The organism is Fictibacillus sp. KU28468, assembly GCF_026153615.1.
Taxonomy (GTDB): domain Bacteria; phylum Bacillota; class Bacilli; order Bacillales; family Fictibacillaceae; genus Fictibacillus_C; species Fictibacillus_C marinisediminis.
In genome coordinates, this window is the sequence record NZ_CP110666.1 from 4222493 (window position 1) to 4244231 (window position 21739).

At 42.9% G+C, this 21739-nt stretch carries 29 protein-coding genes and 1 pseudogene; 6 read left to right on the plus strand and 24 right to left on the minus strand.

Annotated features, from left to right (window positions below; translation table 11 throughout):
- Positions 1 to 152: 152 nt before the first annotated feature.
- From OKX00_RS22350 to OKX00_RS22370, 5 genes are all read right to left on the minus strand, one after another.
- A complete protein-coding gene (locus OKX00_RS22350) occupies positions 153 to 1097 on the minus strand; it encodes a magnesium transporter CorA family protein (RefSeq protein ID WP_062240137.1) in 945 nt (314 codons plus the stop codon).
- A 26-nt stretch (positions 1098 to 1123) separates the two neighbouring features.
- Entirely contained in the window at positions 1124 to 1465 is a 342-nt protein-coding gene (locus tag OKX00_RS22355) for a GNAT family N-acetyltransferase (RefSeq protein WP_053356100.1), read from the minus strand.
- Positions 1466 to 1489: 24 nt separating this feature from the next.
- A complete protein-coding gene (locus tag OKX00_RS22360; RefSeq protein WP_265408906.1) occupies positions 1490 to 1903 on the minus strand; it encodes an NUDIX domain-containing protein in 414 nt (137 codons plus the stop codon).
- A 20-nt stretch (positions 1904 to 1923) separates the two neighbouring features.
- On the minus strand, positions 1924 to 2259 hold the full coding sequence (locus tag OKX00_RS22365) for a VOC family protein (protein WP_053358399.1): 336 nt from the start codon (positions 2257 to 2259) through the stop codon (positions 1924 to 1926).
- A gap of 168 nt (positions 2260 to 2427) precedes the next feature.
- On the minus strand, positions 2428 to 3315 hold the full coding sequence (locus tag OKX00_RS22370; protein ID WP_062240130.1) for a hypothetical protein: 888 nt from the start codon (positions 3313 to 3315) through the stop codon (positions 2428 to 2430).
- A 225-nt stretch (positions 3316 to 3540) separates the two neighbouring features.
- Here OKX00_RS22370 and OKX00_RS22375 point away from each other — a divergent pair, with 225 nt between their 5' ends.
- A complete protein-coding gene (locus OKX00_RS22375) occupies positions 3541 to 4812 on the plus strand; it encodes a tetratricopeptide repeat protein (RefSeq protein ID WP_265408907.1) in 1272 nt (423 codons plus the stop codon).
- 14 nt (positions 4813 to 4826) lie between these two features.
- Positions 4827 to 5021: a hypothetical protein gene (locus tag OKX00_RS22380; RefSeq protein ID WP_265408908.1), complete on the plus strand. Its 195-nt coding sequence runs from the start codon at positions 4827 to 4829 to the stop codon at positions 5019 to 5021.
- Between the two features lie 31 nt (positions 5022 to 5052).
- On the opposite strand, the gene OKX00_RS22385 is transcribed toward OKX00_RS22380, so the two are convergent.
- From OKX00_RS22385 to uvsE, 7 genes are all read right to left on the minus strand, one after another.
- Positions 5053 to 5388, minus strand: coding sequence for a L,D-transpeptidase (locus OKX00_RS22385; protein WP_265408909.1), 336 nt, complete (start codon positions 5386 to 5388; stop codon positions 5053 to 5055).
- Between the two features lie 45 nt (positions 5389 to 5433).
- The gene (locus tag OKX00_RS22390; RefSeq protein ID WP_265408910.1) at positions 5434 to 5961 is read right to left on the minus strand and encodes a DNA-3-methyladenine glycosylase I; all 528 of its coding nucleotides are present in this window, start codon (positions 5959 to 5961) and stop codon (positions 5434 to 5436) included.
- A 120-nt stretch (positions 5962 to 6081) separates the two neighbouring features.
- Positions 6082 to 6630 carry a signal peptidase I gene (gene lepB / locus OKX00_RS22395; protein WP_082683654.1) on the minus strand — a complete coding sequence of 183 codons (549 nt, stop codon included), beginning with the start codon at positions 6628 to 6630 and terminating at the stop codon, positions 6082 to 6084.
- 392 nt (positions 6631 to 7022) lie between these two features.
- Positions 7023 to 7370 carry a VOC family protein gene (locus OKX00_RS22400; RefSeq protein WP_265408911.1) on the minus strand — a complete coding sequence of 116 codons (348 nt, stop codon included), beginning with the start codon at positions 7368 to 7370 and terminating at the stop codon, positions 7023 to 7025.
- 11 nt (positions 7371 to 7381) lie between these two features.
- The gene (locus OKX00_RS22405; RefSeq protein WP_265408912.1) at positions 7382 to 8407 is read right to left on the minus strand and encodes an S-adenosylmethionine:tRNA ribosyltransferase-isomerase; all 1026 of its coding nucleotides are present in this window, start codon (positions 8405 to 8407) and stop codon (positions 7382 to 7384) included.
- Positions 8407 to 9132 (minus strand): SDR family oxidoreductase, encoded by a 726-nt coding sequence (locus tag OKX00_RS22410; protein WP_265408913.1) that lies wholly within the window; start codon positions 9130 to 9132, stop codon positions 8407 to 8409. The genes OKX00_RS22405 and OKX00_RS22410 overlap by 1 nt, the downstream gene beginning before the upstream one ends.
- 151 nt (positions 9133 to 9283) lie before the next feature.
- A complete protein-coding gene (uvsE, locus tag OKX00_RS22415) occupies positions 9284 to 10249 on the minus strand; it encodes a UV DNA damage repair endonuclease UvsE (RefSeq protein WP_265408914.1) in 966 nt (321 codons plus the stop codon).
- A gap of 132 nt (positions 10250 to 10381) precedes the next feature.
- Between uvsE and OKX00_RS22420 the strand changes: the two genes are divergently transcribed.
- Positions 10382 to 11311, plus strand: coding sequence for a DMT family transporter (locus tag OKX00_RS22420; protein WP_062240104.1), 930 nt, complete (start codon positions 10382 to 10384; stop codon positions 11309 to 11311).
- Positions 11312 to 11346: 35 nt separating this feature from the next.
- Entirely contained in the window at positions 11347 to 11613 is a 267-nt protein-coding gene (locus OKX00_RS22425) for a hypothetical protein (protein ID WP_265408915.1), read from the plus strand.
- Positions 11614 to 11652: 39 nt separating this feature from the next.
- Here the strand turns inward: OKX00_RS22425 and OKX00_RS22430 are convergent, their stop codons facing one another.
- The 10 genes from OKX00_RS22430 to OKX00_RS22475 all read right to left on the minus strand — a co-directional run bounded on the left by OKX00_RS22430 (position 11653) and on the right by OKX00_RS22475 (position 19015).
- Positions 11653 to 12579 carry a DUF4097 family beta strand repeat-containing protein gene (locus OKX00_RS22430; RefSeq protein WP_265408916.1) on the minus strand — a complete coding sequence of 309 codons (927 nt, stop codon included), beginning with the start codon at positions 12577 to 12579 and terminating at the stop codon, positions 11653 to 11655.
- A gap of 2 nt (positions 12580 to 12581) precedes the next feature.
- Positions 12582 to 13133, minus strand: coding sequence for an HAAS signaling domain-containing protein (locus tag OKX00_RS22435; RefSeq protein ID WP_265408917.1), 552 nt, complete (start codon positions 13131 to 13133; stop codon positions 12582 to 12584).
- Positions 13120 to 13449 (minus strand): PadR family transcriptional regulator, encoded by a 330-nt coding sequence (locus OKX00_RS22440; protein WP_265408918.1) that lies wholly within the window; start codon positions 13447 to 13449, stop codon positions 13120 to 13122. Before OKX00_RS22440 ends, OKX00_RS22435 begins: the two co-directional genes overlap by 14 nt.
- A gap of 182 nt (positions 13450 to 13631) precedes the next feature.
- The gene (locus tag OKX00_RS22445) at positions 13632 to 14090 is read right to left on the minus strand and encodes a C40 family peptidase (RefSeq protein WP_265408919.1); all 459 of its coding nucleotides are present in this window, start codon (positions 14088 to 14090) and stop codon (positions 13632 to 13634) included.
- A gap of 106 nt (positions 14091 to 14196) precedes the next feature.
- Positions 14197 to 15528 carry a hypothetical protein gene (locus OKX00_RS22450; protein ID WP_265408920.1) on the minus strand — a complete coding sequence of 444 codons (1332 nt, stop codon included), beginning with the start codon at positions 15526 to 15528 and terminating at the stop codon, positions 14197 to 14199.
- Complete coding sequence (gene sigX, locus OKX00_RS22455) at positions 15515 to 16060, minus strand: RNA polymerase sigma factor SigX (RefSeq protein WP_062240085.1); 546 nt, start codon at positions 16058 to 16060, stop codon at positions 15515 to 15517. Before sigX ends, OKX00_RS22450 begins: the two co-directional genes overlap by 14 nt.
- 257 nt (positions 16061 to 16317) lie before the next feature.
- On the minus strand, positions 16318 to 16941 hold the full coding sequence (locus OKX00_RS22460; protein ID WP_265408921.1) for a TetR/AcrR family transcriptional regulator: 624 nt from the start codon (positions 16939 to 16941) through the stop codon (positions 16318 to 16320).
- 75 nt (positions 16942 to 17016) lie between these two features.
- Positions 17017 to 17934 (minus strand): GNAT family N-acetyltransferase, encoded by a 918-nt coding sequence (locus OKX00_RS22465; RefSeq protein ID WP_265408922.1) that lies wholly within the window; start codon positions 17932 to 17934, stop codon positions 17017 to 17019.
- Between the two features lie 180 nt (positions 17935 to 18114).
- Entirely contained in the window at positions 18115 to 18654 is a 540-nt protein-coding gene (locus OKX00_RS22470) for a general stress protein (protein WP_265408923.1), read from the minus strand.
- Positions 18655 to 18721: 67 nt separating this feature from the next.
- Complete coding sequence (locus OKX00_RS22475; protein WP_062240075.1) at positions 18722 to 19015, minus strand: hypothetical protein; 294 nt, start codon at positions 19013 to 19015, stop codon at positions 18722 to 18724.
- A 189-nt stretch (positions 19016 to 19204) separates the two neighbouring features.
- Here OKX00_RS22475 and OKX00_RS22480 point away from each other — a divergent pair, with 189 nt between their 5' ends.
- Positions 19205 to 19546 carry an Mpo1-like protein gene (locus tag OKX00_RS22480; protein ID WP_265408924.1) on the plus strand — a complete coding sequence of 114 codons (342 nt, stop codon included), beginning with the start codon at positions 19205 to 19207 and terminating at the stop codon, positions 19544 to 19546.
- A 112-nt stretch (positions 19547 to 19658) separates the two neighbouring features.
- Here the strand turns inward: OKX00_RS22480 and OKX00_RS22485 are convergent, their stop codons facing one another.
- Together OKX00_RS22485 and OKX00_RS22490 are read right to left on the minus strand one after the other, a co-directional pair.
- A complete protein-coding gene (locus OKX00_RS22485) occupies positions 19659 to 20132 on the minus strand; it encodes a DinB family protein (protein WP_265408925.1) in 474 nt (157 codons plus the stop codon).
- Complete coding sequence (locus OKX00_RS22490; protein ID WP_265408926.1) at positions 20129 to 21214, minus strand: hypothetical protein; 1086 nt, start codon at positions 21212 to 21214, stop codon at positions 20129 to 20131. Before OKX00_RS22490 ends, OKX00_RS22485 begins: the two co-directional genes overlap by 4 nt.
- Positions 21215 to 21493: 279 nt before the next feature.
- Between OKX00_RS22490 and OKX00_RS22495 the strand changes: the two are divergent.
- A pseudogene (locus tag OKX00_RS22495) lies at positions 21494 to 21691 on the plus strand (YjcZ family sporulation protein); the annotation flags it as partial.
- Positions 21692 to 21739: the final 48 nt, after the last annotated feature.

A 21739-nucleotide genomic window follows, 5' to 3' on the forward strand; every position in this document is an offset into this window, starting at 1 on the left:
AACGAAATATCCTACTATTAATGGTAAGTTGGTTGGTTTTTAATTAAAAATTTTTTTCCAATAGTTTTGGATTCGACAAAAGTAGTCAAATCTTTTTTTCTATCGGATTTTTGCGGCAATTGTTTATATTTATTTTTTATGGGAGTGTGTATTTATTTAAACGGGTGTTTTTTTCTGCGGCTTTTTAAAAGGTCTCCTGTCCACCCTTTCATCCTGAGCCATATGTAGATACTGATGATAGATAAACCGATGAGACCGAGTGCCCAAGCATAACCCGTTTTCCAATCGAGCTCGGGCATGTTCTTGAAATTCATACCCCAGATTGAGCCGAGCATCATACCCGGAGTGAAGATAACGGTCATAACCGTGAGTGTCTTCATAATTTCGTTTCCTCGATGTGAAGAAAGAACTTCTTCAAGGTTGATCATTGTATCTATATCTTGTTTGTAATGGCTGATCAGATTCAGTGTACGTTCGATCCTGACGCACGTCCTCCTGTATTCTCTCGTTTCTGTAATGTCATCTAAAAATGCTTCTTCCGCTGCCAGCTTAATTTCCTCAACTGGTATGGTCAGGTCTGTCCAAATTAATAATTCCTGGCGCAGATCATAAATGCGTTCCAGCAGATTTTGATTATTATTTTTCTTCATATCATGCTGAAGGGTTTTCAGCCTGTGCTCGAACTCATCGATTCCGTCGAGATAGTTGTTCAGCACTTCGCCAAGCAGGATAAAAAAGCCTTCTGCCGCTGTTTCGCATCGATGCATCTGTTCAAGCATGCCTTTTTTCTCTGTCCGGATCAGCTTCGTAACATCCAGCCCTACTGTAACAAAATAATTTTTTGTTACGTAGAAATGAAAGAAATCATTGTTATATTCATCTTCTCCCAGATCATCTTTTTCATAGATAAGGCAGCCGTTCAGGACAGGATTGCCGTCGTGCTCTATTCTTAAATAATTGCTTGTTTCTTCTTTTATATTGTTGATCCAGTGAGAACTATCCGGCAGCTCGTGAACCATGTTCTTGAGGTATTGCGCCTTTTGTCCAGCTGACTCTATTTCATACCATTTCCACTTCGCTAAAAATTGATGGTTCACAAGATCTCTTCCTTTCCTGACCGCTGCTACATCTCAAAATCTCCGGCTCCTTTTTTCCTCGCCCAGGCCAAACAGTGCTGCACAAGCATTTGGCGCAACTGGCCCTCCCCGGACATGGTACATAAATGGGTGATGAGAGCCCTCGGCTTTTCAGTTAAGGAAACGGGATCTTTCTTGTTGAGCCGGACAACCGCATAACCATGAAGAACTCCCTCTTCTTCCGCAGCAAACACCCCGACATCTTCACGTTCCAACGCGGAGACCCATTGTTCTTTTGACCATTCATCCATTAAATTATCCGGATTTCCTACTAATTCCTTCATATTTTGAAAATCAGCAGCCGTGCCCTTTCGAATAGATCTGCTCATTTTTCTCCTCCCCTAACATTTTTTCTAAAAAGAGACCGGTTCAGCCATTTCAATTAAAACAGGCCGGTCTTCCGGAAAAGAGAGAATTAACCGGCCAATTTCTTCTGCCGTTTTCCAGGAGATTTCATGGATCAGCTGGTCGGGGTCCTGTATAGCCGGAACACCCGAAAGAATAGTTGCCTCAAAGTAATGTACCTCAACTTCAATGCCATATGTTATACACTTTTTAATGAAAAGACGGCTGCCCACTTTTACCCGATAACCTGTTTCCTCCCAAAATTCCCGGGCACAGCATTCTTGAAACGTTTCCCCGGGTTCAACCTGCCCGATGGAACGCTCCATCCCTTTTCTTCCCCAATCTGACCTTTGCAGCACCATGACGATTTTGTTTTCTTCGTTTCTGCAAATTCCCGCCGCTCCATACCAGACTGCGTCCATCCTTTATCATTTCTCCTTTATTAGAGCTTCATGTGAGGAGTATGTGCAACTTCCAGCACATATCCGTCAGGATCTCTGAAGTCTACCGTATAATATCCCTTTGAATAGCGGGGTACTTCAACAGGGCCCCTGATCATCTCTGCACCGGCTTCCTGCAGATAGCTGCCGACACGATCAACCACATCGCGTGAGACTGCCTGAAAGCAAATGTGCCTTGGCCCTGCAGAATCAGTACGCGGAACGTCGGCCTCCTTTAAATAGATCTCGATATGTCCAGAGCTGAACATGCCTTTCCCGATCTCTTTCCACCCAATCAAAGCAAACAGCGTTTCATAAAATTTCAGAGATTCTTCCATCGAGTTCACCCAGAATTCAATATGGTTGATTCCAGGGATCCATTCTCTTTCTTTCACGTATCTCCCTCCTTTCCAAAGCATGTTCATTCATTAGATAACCTCTTCTTCCGAATAAGAAAAAATCCTGCAGTATCACCACCGCAGGATTGAACATTATGTGTATTTGATTTAAGAAATCTTTCGGCTTTCAACGATTTTACGATTCGTATGGTCCCAAGTAAACAAGGTTTTGCTGTCTTGCTGCAAGAGAGAAAGCGAGCGGCTCGTACATTCCACCACTTGCGAGTTTGGAATTGCATGTGTGAACTGTTCACCGGTATGCAGATTAACATACACAATCTTTTCCGTTTTCCCTGTGGCAAGATCCAATTCATACACCATGATCTCATCCTCTACATGATAGAGTGTTCTCGGCGATATACTCAGCGGATATTCTCTTACCACTTTCTCATTACTGTTCAAGACAATGATTTTCTTTGGATCGCCGTTTAGAATGGGAGCCGCTGAAATGTAAACCTCATCCTTAATGCAAAGGATATCGGTAGGTGCCATATTCTTTCCCAGGTTCACCCTTTTTTTCTTATTGTCTTTAATGACGTAGAGGACAGCTTGATCTTCCTCTACAATATAACAGGAAACATAAATGGCTCCTTGGTTCTTCTCGACTTCCCACAGGTAACCGTTCACTTTCCATTCTTTTATAAGCTTCGGCTGTTCCTTTGAGAAAATAAGAAGCGAGCCTTTAGACCCATCACCTTCACAAGCGATGACAACACTGTCATCAAACTCATAAAAATTCGGTCGGCCGTTGACTTTATGTGAGATGAGCCTGCCATTTTCATGGTCAAAGATATAGATGGTGTGCCGTTTGTTTTTTGTATCCTGGGCTTTGGCAAACCAGTAATTTTTTTTATTATCCATGAACACATCAGTATATGGAGTAGAGTCATCAAGTTCGCTGGCTGAAGGCTTTCCGGCTGAACCTGGATCATTTGAGACATATAGCAGCTCCTGGATGTCCGATTCTTGCGCTGATAATGTATACATTTTCGCCATTATGTTCTCCTCCATTTCTTTATGGCCGGTTATAACTTTCTTACCATCCGGACAAGTCTTTGAAATTATTTTAATTGTGTAATTCTAGCAAAAACTGATTATTTTCTGTTATATTTATCTTAACAGACTATTCTGTAGGTATGTATTGGGAAAAGTAGTAGTATTGGTACGTGATGAGTAGGGGGTTAGCATGACAATTTTCCCAAGTTCGGAAAGGGGGATTTTATGGTCGGTCAGAGAATAAGATATTATAGAAAAACCAAAGGCCTAACCCAGGAAGAACTGGCTCAGGGAATCTGTTCTGTTTCCTACTTGAGTAAGATTGAGAAAGGGGATGCGAAGTCCAGCGAGGAAGTCATTAATCTCCTATGTGAACGTTTAGGTATTTCGCCCGAGGAAGTCGACAGCAACGAGATCCTCGAACTGCTCAATGAGTGGAATATGATGATGGTGAATCGTCGGTTTGAGGAAGCGGATGATTTTTTTGAGAAAGTTCAGGAAAAAATGCAAATCGTAAATGAGCCTGAGCTTATTTTGAGGTATGAGTTGTTTTTGGCGAGGTATTATATTGTTACGGCAAACCCAAACATAAATGCAGCCAGCAATCTTTTATTAAAAGTTAATAATCTAAAAGAGCAACTTACGCCTGAACTTTTATTCTATTTTAATATTGTTTCGGGCAGCCTTAATATTAATCAAAATAATCATAAACTTTCAATACAATTTTTCAAAAAAGCTGAAGACATTTACAATACAACAAACAGTAATATTAACGAGAGTGATGTTGCAGTATTGTACTATTTAACCGCCCTTGCCTATGGTTACTTGATGCGTATAAGCGCAGTCAATTCTTATGCCTTTAAAGCGATAGGAATTTTTGATAAAGAATATAATTATAGTAGAAGTGCGGATTGTCAAATATTGCTAGCTATTAGCTACAGAAGAGTTCAAAATTACGATCAAGCAGAATATCACCTTAATCAAGCTTTAAAATATTCTAGATCGTTTCATGATAATTTCACCTCAGGTGTTATTTATCATAACCTCGGCTATGTTTTTTCTTGTAAAAAAGAACATCTTAAAGCTGTAGAATTTTTTAAAAAAAGTCTTTTTTATAAAGAGAAAGATGGGGACCCTGAACGTATAGCTGGAACCAGTTATATGCTGGCTCAAGAATTTTTTGAACTTCAGGATTTTGAACAGGCCCGACAGTGGATAAAAAAAAGCTTTGATAACTTGGGTAATAATACGACTAGTGATTTTTATTACCATTTGCAAATATTAAATTATAGAGTTGAAGGTTCGGAATATACCTGGTCAGAGTTTGAAACATTTGTTAGTAAAGAAGCTATACCTCATTTTGAAAAAAGAAATATGTGGGAATATGTTTCGCTTTATTCTGAACTGCTTGCTGATTCATATTTTGATCAAAGCCAATATAAAAAGGCAAGTTTGTTCTATAGAATATCAAATAATAGTAGAAAAAAGATATTTTAATGGAGGAATTTTTCATGAAAAGAGTTATTACTGGTTTTTTGATACTAACATTTATGTTGGCTTTAGCTTTCCCTATTTTTAAAAACAGCGCATTTGATGAGCTTCCTAAAACAATCGTGAAGCTTACTGCCTTTGATGAACTTCCTAAAACAAGCCCTAAACTTGTAGCTTTTGATGAGTTACCTGACTTGGGCGCTAGCAGTTGCTGAGTATATATTTTGAGCCGCTTAGGCTCTTTTTTCATCTCCCAATATATACATTCGTACCAACTGGAACAATTCTGGACAATTCGAGCACATCTCTGTTAAACATTCTGATGCATCCTTTTGATACATTTTTTCCGATGGATGACGGGTTGTTGGTTCCATGAATCCCATAGTGGGGCGCTGAGAGGCCCATCCACATGGCTCCAAACGGGCCGCCTGGATTAGGCTGTTTATTAATAATTCGATACGTACCCACTGGGGTCGGGCTCAGCATTTTACCCACTGCTATAGGATATCGCTTGATTGTCCTTCCGTTTTGCAATAAAGCAAGTCTCTTGCGGCCAACCGATATTGAAATTTCATACGCCAATTGAGCCACCTCCACTCTTACAGTATGTAAATGGAGGTGGTTCTGTTATCTGGCCTTTTCCTTTATCGCCTGTGAATGGAGATGGCAGCCTTCCTCATGCTGCGGCTGCATCATTCCCGTTGCCATTAAAAAGCTTTCCGCAGTTGTCAGTCCGATATGTCTGAATGTCTGCTTGATGGCCTTTTGCTTCTCCAGATGATCCGCTGGCAGCTGCTCAAAAAAAGTAATAAGGCCCCCGTGCTCTTTAATCAGCACATCACATCTTCTCGCATTCTCAATGGCTGCTTCAATCTTTCTTCGGTGCCTGACAATACCTTCATTACTTAACAGCCGTACAATATCATCCTCGGTGAAATTCATTACCTCTTTGATATCAAACTGACAGAATGCTTCTCTGAAATTCTCACGTTTGTGCAGGATCGTCCTCCAGCTGAGGCCCGCCTGGAACATCTCTAAAGTTAGACACTCAAATAATTTAGTGTCGTCTTTAACCTGTTTCCCCCACTCCTCATCGTGATATGCCGTCAGCAGTTCACTGTCACGGCTCCACTTGCATCTCACTGTCTCTTCCATTTCTTTAACCTCCTTGGTGCCTGGCACCGCCAATTACATACTTGTGTAAAACGGGTGCCTGGCACTTCTACATAGCATCTCTAAAATAAAAACCTGGCCAGTGTGGTCAGGTTTTTTAGCTTACTTTGTTTGTCGGATGTCTTTGAACGGATAGATGACCACTTCGGAGCGGCCTTCCACTGAGCTGATGTTAATGAGGCCCAGGCCGTTTCTTGAATCCATACTGTTCAATCGGTTGTCACCCATTACGAAAATTTTTCCTTTAGGAATTTTAATCGGCCCGAAGTCTTCTGTTAAATAAACACCGAGGCTTCGCGCCTGCTTTTTGTTTTTAGATAAATAGGGTTCTTTTATCGGCTTGCCGTTTACCAAAAGCTTGTCACTGTGAACTTGGATGGTGTCACCTTCCACTCCAATTACACGTTTAACATACCTTTTGTCCGTGCCTTTGATAATCACGATATCCCCTATTTTCGGTTCAGATACCGAATAGATAATTTTATTTACATATAATTTATCATGGTTATGCAAGGTTGGAGACATGGATGCTCCTTCTACCATGTATGGTGCGAAGAAAAAGGTTTTAATAATATATACAAGGACGAGAGCAAATACGATAGACTTGATCCAGCTGAAGAGTTCATTCCCTTTTTTAGCTTTTTGCTCCATAATGTTCACACCTTTCTTGGTCAGGTGAACTAGTCACCCATTTTTCTCTTTTTATTGTACCGTATGTATATCTCTGCGGTCACGAAAATTATTGGCTGTCCCGCTCCGGGCTGTCAAGTATACGGTTTGGCGCGTATTCCGGGCAGATTGTCGCGTAAACCAGCTTAAGCCGCGCGTATTTCGCTAATTACGTAGATTTCTCTATCGGATCAAGAGCTTTACCTCGGGTATTTTAGCCCGCTGTCTTTTATTGTAGCAAAAACAGCGACCGCTAAAACACTTTTGAAAAAATTTACAAAGTTATTTAAAAGTGTTACTTGATAATTTTTTATAATGCCAGGAAACACTCATTAAAAAAGCCAGAGGTACCTTGACCTCCAGCCATTCTCCACCTATTGTTCTTCCACAAACTCTATCATTTCACCTGATGGCCCTTCATAAAAGACAGTACGCCAGCCGTTTTCCAAAACATATGGTCCTTCTGACGGAACAATTCCTTCCTGCTGAAGTCTGCCAGCCAAATATTCTAAATCGTCCGTTTGATAAGCAACATGGGCTGCTTCACCTACCGTACCCGTTTGTGCAATCAGTTCGATCTTCATGCTTCCGCTCTCTAGGAACAAGAGTTCCTCCCCCATCCAGCGGGTACGAAACAGTTCCTTCATGTTTAATGCTTTTATATAAAACTCCGCTGCCGCATCCAAATCTTTCACTGCAATCCCGTAATGGTGAACCTTCATTTTTTCCATCCTTATAGAATCAGGTTCATGTCACCAAACTCATGCCAAAAATACTTTTTGCTGATTGCCTCTTCATATGAAACTTTTAAACGTTCAGGAGAAACGAAGGCGGACAGCAGATCAAGATGGCTGGCCTCTGGCTCATGAAGTCCCGTGATCAATCCGTCTGCAATTTGAAGTTTGGTTTCGGCCGTAATGTATAAATTCGTCCATCCGTTTGCCGCCTTTAAGCGGCCTTCGCGGTCGGCGCCTGACTCAAGGGCACGGACCACCGTCGTTCCAACAGCAATCACTTTATTGCCGTTCTCCTTAGCCTTTTGAACCGCCTGCGCAGTTTCTTCCGGTATCATGTATTCTTCCAAGTTCTCGCGCGGCTCTACATGCCATTTATCATCCATTAAATAGCTCAGACCGGTATGCAGCTGGATATAGGCAATTTTCACACCTTTTTTCTGAAGACGGAAAAGCAGTTCCCAGCTAAAAGCCCTTCCTGCAGAAGGCATTTCAACAGAACCCGGAGAAGTCGCAAACACCGTCTGATAATAATCCAGATCCCAAGGAGTGTCGATATACTCGTAACGCACCGGCTGGCCGATCTGATAGATTTGATCATACAGAGCCGAGCAGCATAAGTTAAACTCAAGTACAGCAAACGGATTGGCTGTTTCCGTTGTTAAGATAGAAGCGGTTAAGAGAGGGGAAAACATGATTTTGTCACCTGCTTTCACGGTATTGGAAAGGATCAAGGCCTCCCAGATCCTCTCACTTTTCCGGTGAGCCAGCCTGACTTCTACCACGGTTCCATCCTCAAGCTGTCCCTGCAGCACCGCAGGAATCGTTCTGCTTGCGTTCAACACGAGAACATCTCCCGCTTTCAAAAAGTGGTCCAGCTGATAAAACTGCGTATGAGAAGTATGGCCGTTTACTCTGTCAATGACCATCATTTTTACATAATCTCTGCGCAATCCTCTCCGTTCAGGAGGCATGCTGGCATTTAACTCTTCTGGAAGGAAAAAGGAAATGGCTTCTGCACTCATCAGCTTTCTCTCCCTTCCATCGTAAATTCCTGCGCACTGAACCGTTTACCGTTCTCTTCAGAAGAATCTTCGGAAGCAAGGTATCCGAAGACATGAACAAGATCAATCGGATCAGCCAGTTCATAATCACAATCCGGTACAGCAAGGGCATGCATTTCGGTATCCATTTCCCCAGGGTCCACCATGTTCACCCTTACACCAGTCTCTGAAACTTCGTCTGCCCACGTTTCAGTCAGCCCTTCAAGTGCAAACTTCGAAATTCCATATGCTCCCCAGCCTGCGTATCCTACGTTTCCAGCCTCGGACGTTACATTGATGATGCTTCCTTTGTTCCGCTGCAGCATGGCCGGCAGTACTCTGCGTGTCACCAGGAACGGTCCGATGGAATTGACGCGGATCACCTCAGCAAAATCCTCTTCCGGATAATCCAGCAAATAAGGCATCGGGCTTGGTCCGAGCATGGAGGCATTGTTAATGAGTACATCAATATGGCCGAAATAGTCTTCTGTCAGCGCAACGAAACGTTCCACATCTCTCGCCCGGGAGGCATCCGCCGTTACCGCCAGAACGTCAGCACCATATGCTTCTGTTTCCTCCTTTACGTTGAGCAGTTCACCTTCTGTTCGGGCACAGATCGCTAGGTTAAATTCTTCCTTTGCAAAGTATAGAGCAAGTGCCTTTCCTAATCCTCTTGAGGCTCCGGTAATCATCACTACTTTCTTCATTTTTTATTCCTCCTTATTTTTATACTTTTTATACATTTTTGTTTAGTAAGTATCTTTATTATAATTGTATGAAATTTCAAACGTCAATGTCTTTCGCCCGATAATTTTCGACAAATGAAAAAACCCCTTGCAGCAAGAGGTTTTTGGCTGGTTATTTTAAATAAAAAGAAGCTCCGTTTATGATCTCTATATCGTTTCTTTTCTTTATGTCCTCCATCAGCTGAAACAGCGCGTCATCCTTTCGCTTGGCTTCAATCATGCAATCGACCTGCCCCACGCTTCCTTTTATGCCCTGAAGGAAACGGAAGAACATTTCAGGATCCACAAAATCAGCATGATGCCGGTATTCTTTCTCGCTTTTCGGACTGGAAATATGAATCTTCAGCGGAAGGGGCGAATATTCCCATGACTGAACGACACGATCCCAGTTCTCTTCCCAATGGATGTTCTGATGATGAGCCAAGTGATGATGGTAGTCAAAAACGAGCGGTATACCCAGCTTCTCACACAGATAAAGGGTATCATCCATCGTAAATGAGGTATCATCATTTTCAAGCATCATCATTTGCTGAATATGATGCGGAACATACATCCAGTTATGTATGAAACGTTCAAGTGCGACATCGGTTTCTTTGTAATTGCCTCCAACATGCATGACACATCGGTGGACAGGATCAATCTCCATCCCTCGTAAGATCTTATAATGAAGATTCAGCGTTTGTATGGAATTCTTAAGTATCTCATCTTTGGTCGAATTGATCAGTACAAAATGATCCGGATGGAAGTCCAGTCTCATCTGATGTTTTTTTGCAAAAGATCCGATTGCTTGCAGCGCCTCTTTTAGTGGAAGCATGTATTTCCAATCCAGCAGTTCTTTATGGTTGGCCAGTGGAATAAGCCTTGATGTCATCCGGTAAAATTGGATACCGTTGGCTGCATTGTGCATAAGTAGCCTTAGCGTGTTTTTCAGGTTGGAGTTTGCAATCCGCTCCAGTTTTCTTAACGCTGCTGCCCTGTCCGCAATCTGCGAAAAACGGGCATAAGTCATCGTTTGCGACGGAGAGGAATTTTGAAGCTTCATGCTCATCGCCACATACCCGAGACGGATAATGGTCATACCGTTCACCTCAATTCTACTAACAGTATTTCCAAAAAATATTTTCTTCGATCATCTTAGGTTATAGACAAATATTTGAAATGGGTTTATATTCGGTTAGCAGCTCACTAACCAACACAGAGGGATTTGACTATGGAGAAAAAACGATATTATCTGTTGCTTGTTTTATTAAGTCTAGTTACGGTTATTTGGGGATTAAATGTCATTATGATCAAGTATCTGTCGGGTATTTTCCCTGTGGTACAGCTTTCTGCCTGGAGGATCTCCATGGCAGCTTTGGGTCTTATGCTCTTTACATACGGGAAGTGGAAACTCGGGATTAAACAGCTTTCTAAATCTGCCTGGTTCCTCATTTTCCTTGTAGGGTTTACGTCGATCTTTTTGCATCAGCTATTAATCTCCCAGGGCCTGCGCTATACGACTGGCTCTGCCGGGTCGCTCATTTTGGGGCTTAATCCTCTTACAACCGCTCTTCTTGCTATGCTGTTTCTCGGTGATAAGTTCGAACTCAAGCGGTTCATCGGGATCGGTATGGGGTTTATTGGCGTCATTCTTGTCGTTGGCCATCCAGGGGCAACAGGTACAGATGCGATAAAAGGAAACCTATTCGTATTCCTATCCATGCTCGCATACGTGGCGGGAGGCTTGCTGATCAAACAGGCGGTCAAACAAGCCAGTGTTTATCAGGTTACAGCATTCAGCCATTTGTTTGGTGCCGTGCTGCTGATGATCATGTGGGCCGTTCATCCTGTTCAGCCTGCCGTCTATCACGTTCACTGGTTCTCATTTGGTGTCATGGCCTTCTCAGGATGTATCGCAACGGCTCTATGTACATCATGGTGGAACATGGCCATCTCAGAAATTGGCCCAAGTAAAACCACCCTGTTCTTAAACGTCATGCCGATCAGCTCCCTATTTTTCGCTTCACTCTTTTTGAATGAAAAGATTCACTGGTACCACTCGCTTGCCCTTCTCCTGATCGTAGCAGGCATTTACCTCGGTCTTGCGCGAAAAAAAGAAAGTACTCGTTCCAAGAAAGTGAACATGAATAAAGCAATCTAGCACTAAAAGGGGCTGTCCAAGAAGTCTGTAAGCTGTTGATTTCCGTTCCAGGGTGCTCGCTTTTACCGGCGCGAGCTCCTACTTTCGCGGGGCGTGCGGTGAGCCTTACCGGCGTGAACGCCTACTTTTTGGCGCTAGCGCCTGCGGGAGTCTCACCTGTCACGCTAGTCCCGCAGGACAAGGAAGGCTCCGGCAGCTTTTTATCGCACGAAGAAAATGTGAAGTTCATTTTCGAGGAGTCTCGCACCTTCCACTTCAATCAACTTTTCATTGAAGATTTTCAAGCCAAAAGGAGCTGCTGAAGGTCAATTTTCGACTTTCAGGACAGCCCCTTTTTTATGTTACTTTAGGTAAATATCCCCCGTATCCGTTTTTACAGAAACGCTGAATCCTCCCTGACCCGCTTTTCCTTTAGCCTTGTGATCGCTTTTTTCTTCATAGTTCACTTTCCAGTCCGGGGAAACTTCAACATCGCCAGTGTCAGAGGATGCACGCAGCTTAAAATCAGATGGAGACTGATCCATTTGGAGTTCAACATTTCCTGTATCCGATTCAATGTGAACATCCTTGCTGGCACTTTCCATCGAAAGGTCTTGAATATCTCCGGTAGAGGTCTTGATCATCACCTTCGCATTTTTTGAAATGCGGCCGGCTTGTATATCACCTGTGTCAGTTGATAGATCTATAGATGTTCCACGATAGTCATTGAACGACAAATCTCCGGTGTCGCTCTCTGCATTCAGCTTGCTTACTGTAAATTTTCCTGAAGCATCAATGTCACCTGTATCCGTCTCGATGTTTGCCCTATCGGACTTCAAATCTTTAATACTTACATCTCCTGTGTCAGTTGAAATATTAAAATGGCCATAATTTTTATCAGGCACATACACCGTCAGCTTTGGACTCCAGTGAAAACCCATGTTAAAGAACTTATTTTTCCCGATAACCTCTACATCCAGCACGCCGCCATTCTGCTCAGCCTGAATGCTGTAGTCTTTCTTGTCGCCCTTTTGGCCTTCAAGAACCACTCTGGTTTCCGGTTCGTTAGATTTCTTCACGGTAATATCAGCCGTATCTGAGGTGAGCTCTACCGATTTAAGTGAATCGCTGCTGAAGTTTTTTTCAGTATAAAGCACGGTTTCTTTGCTTTTGTTGAAGGAAGAGAAAACAGAATGGCTGGTTGAAGCATAAATGCTGTAGGTTCCAATCAACCCAGCTGCCAAACCGATTGCTGCAATGACCGTAATTTTTTTCAACACTGAATTCATCCCTACCGCCCCTTAATAATATTGACATTGAATTGCAGATACTTAATAAGAACTTTCACAAACCATCGTGTCAGGACAATGGATGCTACTCCTAACAAAACCCCTGCACTAAGCAAGGTGACGATGGAGAACAACCCCATCAGCCAATTCGCAGAACTTCCTAGTTGCTCCCATCCAAATAAGACGGCGATTGGAGACAGTAGCAGCCCAATGGATACGGCATATATGGAAAGAAGTACACCCACAACCGCAAAGAACGGCCCCAATATAAAGATAAGATTAAAGAAACCAAGACTGACGGTAGATAGAACCGCTTTTACTACGGATTCAAACGATGGCTTAGATTTTGCTTCCTTCACACGAAATTCTGCTTTCACTTCTTTCGCAATTGCTTTTGGCTGGCCGAGCGAAGCTGCGATTTCCTCTTCTGTTTTTCCTTCTTCCAAGCCCAGCCTGAAGTGCTCCTCATAGTCATATAAAATATCCTGGCGGTCTGCTTCAGGCAATTCCTTCAATTGATCCTTCAGCTGTGACAAAAATTCATTTTGCACCATCCGCTAACCCCTCCTCAATAATTTGATTAACCCCTTCATAAAACATCCTCCATTCGCCTACCAAGGACTCCATATAACAGTTTCCTTCTTCTGTCAGCGTGTAATATTTACGTGGAGGACCGCCTGAAGATTCCTTTAAATAGGTGGAAAAGTAACCTTCTTTCGTCAGTCTCCTAAGAAGGGGATAGACCGTTCCTTCGGCAATATGAAATTTCTCAGAAATCATCTGTACGAGTTCATATCCATATTTGTCGCTTTTGGCAGTAAGCACTAAAACACATAACTCTAATATTCCTTTTTTAAACTGGGCATTCATTTGTTTCCCGCCGCCTTCCAATCTGTCTCCATCTTTTTCTGTTTTCTATCCATGGAAGTTAATTGGCTTATTTTCCAATTACTTACTTTACTCACTATAGAGTATCATCCACTACTGTACATTGCAAGGTACTAAACAAAAAAATAATCAGGACTATTTTTCAGCCTGATTATTTATCCGTTTTATTTTAATACCCGTTTAGCTCCTGCATAAGTGTCTTTCCAGTACTTTGTTTTAAGAGACTGGATTCTTACTCCTTTGGAGGTTGCCCCGACAAATTCACTGTTTCCAAGGTATATTCCTGAAAAGGATACTTTTTTGCCATCTGTTTTAAAGAAAACAATGTCTCCCTGTTTTAAATTTTCTTTTTTGACTGCTGTACCTGTTTTATACTGCTCAGCAGAAGTCCTTGGCAAATTCATGTTAACTGCAGAATGCTTATAAACATATTGAGTATACCCAGACGCATCAAAGCCTTTTGGTGTTGTACCTCCCCATTTAAAAGGAGTTCCCACAAAGTGTTTTGCTGTTGCGGTTACCTCCTGATCATAGGAAGGCGAAGCATTGGCAATATGGGTTCCTCCCAATAAAATTCCTATAGCCGTTCCCAACGATACAAGTGACATTACTACTCGTTTCATCATCATTTACCTCCTGAAATGGATTGGAAGACGAAGCCATGTTTTCTTTTCCTCGCTCCAACGTATTAGACGCACTGCTGATCAAAAGGTTACATATATTGGAAAATTATTTAATGTTCATAAAATTAACACCAGCCACATAATCAATTGGCTGTTCAAGGTCATAGGGTCCAACAGCCTCAAGGTTAGTATTGGTCACCGAAACAGACTGGCTTCCATAGTTCTTAGCCGTCACTAAGATGGCATCCATCATTTTTCTTGTTTCCTCATCATTTTTCAAATCACTTCCATCCACCCGGATTGCGGCCATTGTTCCCGACCTGGAAGCTGTAAGCTTAATACCATCGGGAACTGCCGGCATAAGTTTCTGATCCTTATAACCCTTGCTCAGCTGCTCCAATGCTCCCTGCAGGCTTCCGGCAGAATCTGCAAAGCTCGTCGCATTGCTTTCCACCAGAAACTCATCACCTGATGGAGAAGTATAGAGATAGTTTGCTCCTCCAATACTCCTATTAATGTCCATATCCTCTTTTGGTCCAAGGTTGGAAAATTCATAGCCTGGCTTATCGCCTGTCATAAATTTCACGTTGGAGTATTCCTTGTTGTACGCAAAGGTATAGCTTAAAATCTTTGGAAGCAGTGCTTCTTCTGCAGAAGAAACCGAACCTGGGGGCAGATCCACTACTACCGATCCCTCTTTTTCAGTAAGCTTCGCCTTGTTCAGAAAGGTCGGCTGAAGCCCCACTCTCTCTGGGTTAAAGGTTCCTAGCACATTCTCCACCTTATCCACGTATGTTCCCTTTTCATTTACGAGGAAAGATACCGGCACAACGAACTGCGCCTGTTCGTCACTATAGGCTACCGTCACCACCGATTTTCCTGAAGACAGCTGCTGCTTGAGAGCTTTCATTGTCATCGGAGGATGGTATTTTCCGCTTTCAACAGCAGCCGTAATGGAAACGGTTGGAGGTGCAGCAACCTTAACCTTGCTTCGCTGGACAGGAGTATCAGCACTTGTTTCAGGCTTTGCTGGGCCTGAAGGCTTTACCCGTCCCTGAGGAGCCGCAGGCTTCTTTTGTTCTTCCAAACGGGCTGCTTTCACTGACTGCTTCGGCTGGGCCGCCGGACTGGGTTCTTTGACATGATCTTTTGCTTTTCCGGCCATTTTGTTATCCATGGAATTCTCATGCAATGATGGCGCCGAGACTTCTTTTTTAAACAAGGTGCCTGGCACCAGGATCATGATGATGGCCAGCAAGCAGGCGGCAGCGAGCCCCGGCATAATCCAGGTTCTTGTGATCTTCTTACTATACTTGGATTCTTCCAGTCTTCCTTCTATCTCGTGAAATATTAATTCACGGGAGCGCTTGTCTTTAACAGGGGGCATCTTTTCAAGCTGCTTTTGTATTTCTTCTTCCGTCCATTTAGACGATTCCATCTTTCCGTTCCTCCTCCTGGCCTGACGTCTGATCCAAAAGACCTTTTAGTCCCTTGATCGCCCGGTGTTGTGTTGTTTTCACTTTGCTTTCTGTCCAACCGAGCACTGCAGCAGTTTCCGTGATGGAGAGCGATTGGATATAGCGGAGGATTAGCACTTGCTGCTGCTGTATGGTACATTTTTTTAACGCGTGATATAACTCTTTGACCGATTCCTTCTGGGTGACAAATTCATCCGGCAGGGGCTGGAGATCAGCAAGCTGGTTCTCGTTCTCCGATAAAGTAAAAAACAGGAGTTTCTTCTTCCGGCGGTTCTGCTTGCGGATCCAGTCAATGGTGACATGCCTTGCTATTGAATAAAGCCATGTCTTTTCAGAACTTTTACCTTCAAATGTTTCATAGGCTTTGAGAACTTTTATATACACTTCCTGGACAATATCTTCTGCCGCCTCCCTGTTTCTGACCATGTAGAAAACAAACTGAAACAAGGAATGGTGGTATTCCTCATATAGCCGGTCAAACGAGTCTTTCACTGCGTTGCCCCCCTATCTATCTATTTTTTAGTCGTTGTTTTGAAGTAAAAGGTTTCAAAAAAAACCCAAACTTAAGTGTACTCCAATTTTTGTAAATTACAATGTATAACCAGTCGCTATTAATATAGAAATATCGGGGTATTTTGACATGCTCTCCGTTCTGGCCTATCCTCGCGGGTTGACCCTGCCTCCATTCGACAAAATCTTTTATATCCCGGGAAATTATTCTCTTTTTCTCCACAAAAAAAATCGGGATTCTACTCCCGATTCTTTGGTGTGGTTAAGCAGCCAATAAAAAACCCCTCAATCATTTCCCACGTTTTTTTATACTGTTCTTCTTCTCCAAGCAGAGAGTAATGAAGAACGTTGCCGTCCCTGAGCGCCCAAAAAATTTGAGAAATAAACTCAGAATCGACCTGTTCGTTGAACTCTCCGGTCTCTTGTCCTTCTTTAATAATGTCTTTTATAAACCCAGTAAATTGCAGGTACCTTTCTTCCATCAGTTTCTTTAGATCTTCCTGACGGGCGCTGTACAGCCAGAATTCCGTATATAACCTCATGGATTTCCTGCGCTCATCAGTCAACGGCTGATTCTGGAACCTTTCAAATAAAAAACGCAGTTTATCTGTTGCACTTGATCTCTTATGATATTCACTCTCTACCTCTGAGAAAAAATCATTCGTCCGCCCCTGAAGGAGCTGAAGATAAATTTCTTCCTTACTGTTAAAGTAATTGTAGATGGCGCCCTTGCTCAAATTGGATTCTCTCACAATATCATCAATAATGGTCGCTTCGTACCCTTTTTCGCCAAAACAGCGAAGGGCACTCTCCAGAATCCTGTTCTTCTTCTCTTCTTTGTATTCTTCTGAAACCTTTGGCATGCTCTTTCCCCCAATGTTTTGATCTCGTGGCTGTATGCACACCCTTTTCTGCATGAAAATTACGAAACCCTTTATTTATGATTGTACTGCTTTTGTTTCTTTTTCGCTGCTGGAGGGTGTACGTACCGCTTTGGACATATGGACCTGCTCGATCATAACTGTAAAACCTTCTTTAGAAAGGGCATCACAAACCAGCTTATTGCTCTTTGAAAAGTTTACGGTCATGCGGCGGCAGGCAGGTTCAGCAGGAGTATAAACGGAACGAAGCATAAATTGAATAACATCATACGCTTTCTCATATCCTGGTTTTGCTTCACACTGATAAAGTGCGATGCCCTCAATCTTTCCTTCCGCATTTTTCGTACGTTTGAACACAGCATAGCCAACCGTTTCCTGGCCACATTTTACAATGAGCGATTCACTGTCTTTAAGGCTCTGATACTGTGTCTGCCATGGTGGCATATGCTGATAAAATTCAATATCCCTTACATCCTGCGGAATTCCGTGAATCAAGTCATAATCACCTTCAAAGTAAAAGGCGCCCTCAGAAAGAGGCTCATTATTTACGAGGAAAGTAAGTTCATCAAATATGCTGTAACCCATGCTCTCATACAACTTGATGGCTCTTGTATTTTCAGTAATCGCTTCAAGAAGCAGCAGTTCTACTCCTTCTTCTTCATAAATATCCATACAAGCGGTTATCATCTCTTTGCCTATACCCTTGCCCCGGTATTCAGGTATGATGCCCGTTCCGCCATTCCAGGAAATCTTTTGGCCATTTACAGTTCTGAATCCGTTGATGACAAAGCCAACCGGTTTTTCCTGATCAAAGGCGACCACTGACTTTTCAGGAGAGAGATCTTCATTGGCCAGTTTTTTAATCAGCGAATCGACAGTTAACGTGATATCTGTAAAATAATGCTTGAAACCTTCATTAAATAAATCAGCAGCCTCTTGAAAACTGAGTGTATTCAACCTTTTAATGGAAACCATAATCTTATCCCTCCAATAAAAATGACTAGTCGTTTTATTTTATCTTTACATAACTTTCCATCCTCTTCAACTATAATCCTTCGACAAATAGACCGATGAACAAACAAAAAGAAGCTAAAGCATTCCAGCTTTAGCTCCAACCTAAACTTTTCAAACTGTTGCCTTACCGCGTGCCACTTGTTAATAGATTCTACCGCTGTCTCCTCCAGGCAAGTTTCTTTCATAATAGCGGGAGTTCAGCGTATTGTTGTTCCGGAATGTGTCGTACACATGCTCCCGGCGCTCAGCATCAGCATCCACCATAACTAAAATTTTCCCATTTTCTACGTAGTTCCGGTATTCTTTTGCTTCCTCTTCAGGAATACCCATACCAACCAATGCACCCACAAGTCCACCTGCACCTGCACCGATGGCTGCTCCGCCAAGGGTAGCTGCGATCGGACCGGCAGCTACAATCGGACCAATCCCAGGAATAGCAAGTGCGCCAATACCTGCGAGCAAGCCTCCTACACCGCCTAGCACACCGCCGGTCGCAGCACCCGCTGCTGCTCCTTCACCAGCTTTTGTTCCTGTTTCGTCTTCAATGTGTCTCCGTTCTTCTTTATCCTGGGCGATTACCGAGATGTCCCCTTCATCATAGCCTCTTTCCCGTAAAGAATTAATCGCTGATACGGCTTCTTCTTCTGTCGAAAAAACACCAATGACTTTTTTCTGATCCATCGTAATCCCTCCAAGTTTTAATAAAGTTCTATTAAAGCATGTACCCTTGTTCAATGCATCTAAAACATTACTGCTCCTCCAACAGTTTTTTGAGATGCTCGTAATACTCATTTAACTCTTTTTCCTTTGAATGAAGAAAACTTTTTTTATCCCCTTGGGTTTCGAGAGCGTCCTGCCCAACGGCCACAATGTCATTAAAAACTTCAGAAGTTTGTTCGCCAACTTCAACGTCTTCCTTTAACAGCTGGCAAAGTTCGGTTATTTTTTGCAGACGATCTTTGTTATATTCCTTCTCTTCAAGCTGCTGCCCTAATAGTGAATACAGTATATTTACGCGTTCGGCTGTTTGTGTTTTTAACATTTTTCGGCACCTTCCTTTTTGTCTGTTACGCAAGTCTTATTTAATTTACCCGTTTGACAAAATACTAACCTTGCGTTTATCAACAGCTAAGAGCTCCGTCACCTGATGAAGTGACGAAGCTCTTTTTAAAGGAAAAACCTAACCTTTACCGAAGTACATAAAGAAAAGATGATTAGGAGGCTGATTTTTATGCAACCAGGTATTCCACCGGATAACAAACTAAAAACATTTGATGAATTTTGGGTATTCTATTTAACTCAGCATTCCAAGAAAAGCACAAGGGCCTGGCATTTTCTTGGAACCTCCCTTGTATTTATCTTCTTGGCACTTGGTGCTTCGGTCAATGCCTGGTTTTTAATTACGGCTCCCGTTACAGCCTATGGGCTTGCGTGGTATAGTCATTTCTTTATCGAAGGCAACAAGCCGGCCACATTCGGGCATCCCCTTTGGTCATTACGCGCAGACTTTAAGATGTTTTTCTTTACCCTGACAGGAAGGCTCGAGCAAGAATTGAAAAGGTTGTTCCTTTAGCACCCTGTTTCTCTAAAACAGGGTGTTACGTTTTCTCATTCCTCCTGATTTTTTCGATCATTTCCGGGGAAATTCGATCTCCTGCGCCATTTTTCCCCATCATGGCAATTCATTACCCTGCATGATTGGCTGACTTTTGCAGATAGAGGCTGATCTGATCCTGATGGTGCTTGTCATGCTCTGACAATCCTTTAATATAAGCGGCGAGCGTCAGTGTCTTTGTTTTATAGGAAAAAGGGTGAAACCACCATTCTTCTGGAATCGTATGCAGCTGCTGAACCAGAATGTCCCTTGTTTCAATCGTTTCCTGAAGCAATTGAGATTTGGAAACACCCGAATTGGCATAAAGAGCGGCGTCCTGATTGATCTTCTCCGCATCGATCTCATTCTCCGGGAAAGTTTGATGTTCCAGAAAATAAGGAAAACGGTGGTGGATCACGAACAAGTCCCATGATTTAAAATGAGAAACCACTTCACCTATTGACCATTTCCCGCTTGAAATAGGCTCAAGCCACAATTCCTCTTTCACCGTCCTTAATTCCTCCAGCCAGTCTACTTGTTCAGCAAATGACTTCAAAAAACTCATCGTACCCCTGCTTTATCTCTTACTTCATAGTTTTCGAGCAGTCCAAGGAGCAACATAAGCCGTTCTTTCACCTCGTTCAGATTGCCCATCCGAATCTGCTGTTCCCTGCTCAGTGTATTGCTGGCTGTCTTTTGATAATGAACATGAGCCATTGATAATAGCTTCAGCATCCGCTCAATTTCCAGGGCTAACCCCATCTCTTCTGATTGTTCCACATATCCCTCTCTGAATCCTTGGCTGTTTGCCGACAGCTGATCTTTATATAAATGAAACTGATGTCTCTTGTACCTTGGTGCATTCCAATAAAAAGGAAAAGTAACTTCGTAGTTATGTATATGATTAGCAGCAAGGCTGACCCCACTGTAGATAATAGGGACCGGATCAATCAGCTTAGCCCGTTGGCCATTTATGATGAGGTTTTCTGGCGACGTATCCTGATTGGATAGTGTAACCCCGAATTTTTCGATCTGTCTTAAATTTAGAAGTTCTTCTACTTTTTGTTTTAAGAGAATCTTACGAAAAGGAAGATCAGATCTCAACAGATTTTCAAGCTCCTGCTGATATTCCGCCTTTTCATGAATCAGATATTGAATGGGGTCTTCCTCCAGTTCACCCGACGCTTCTGTTCCATTCCATTTTAAATACCCAAAGCCTTGGCGCTCTAAAGGAAGACTGTCCATCTTTTTATAAAATGAGCCTAACTGAAACCCGTAGTCATACATCTGCTGTTTTGTTGCTGCTGAAAGGTTAAGAGTTTCTCCCATGTAACTTTCAATCGTGTAAGTCAGTTCCCGGGATACATGATAATGGTAGAATTCCGGGCAGATTCCCTTTACTGCCCTGTTGGCTGTTCTGTAATACCACTCTGCCCCATCATATTCAGCCAGTAAGCTCTCTTCATGATATTCCACCATTCGATCATAGGCGACAGGCTTAGGTATCCGTATTACATAATCCCCTTCACAAAGAACGGCACGATAAGCGGCGTGCCAGGCACCCTCACCCAGAAAGTAATAATCCGAAGAATCTTTTAACGCAGGAAGGCCGCTATGCCGCAGAATTTGGTTGACCTTTTCAATCATGATCTCACCTCATTCGAATTTTCAAAAAACTTACAGTTCCCTAATTATATAATAAATTCCACCATTGTCACGACAATTGTCCAAACCCTTCCCGTGTTTCTACATACTCTATATGGCAAGTAACTTTTAATTGTTGGAAGAAAGGAGATCTACACATTGTCTGGATTTAGAAATCAGCGTCAAGGATTTGGTTATGGATACGGGTATGGCGGCGGTGCCCCTGGCTACGGATATGGCCCAGTTGGTGGATTCGGAGGCGGATTTGGCGGTGTTGGCGGATTCGGAGGCGGATTCGGAGGCGGATATGGCTACGGTTATCCTGGATTCGGCGGCTGCGGTTATGGCGGCGGACGCGGATTTGCCATCATTGTTGTCCTGTTTATCCTCTTGATCATCATCGGCTGCAGCACATCGTGCTTTGGCGGCGGGCACTTTCTTGGTGGCTTCGGCGAAAGTAGCGTTAAAGGCTGCTGCTAACCCTCTGGAGACAAGATCTGTATCTTGTCTCTTTTTTTTTTGGCGTCA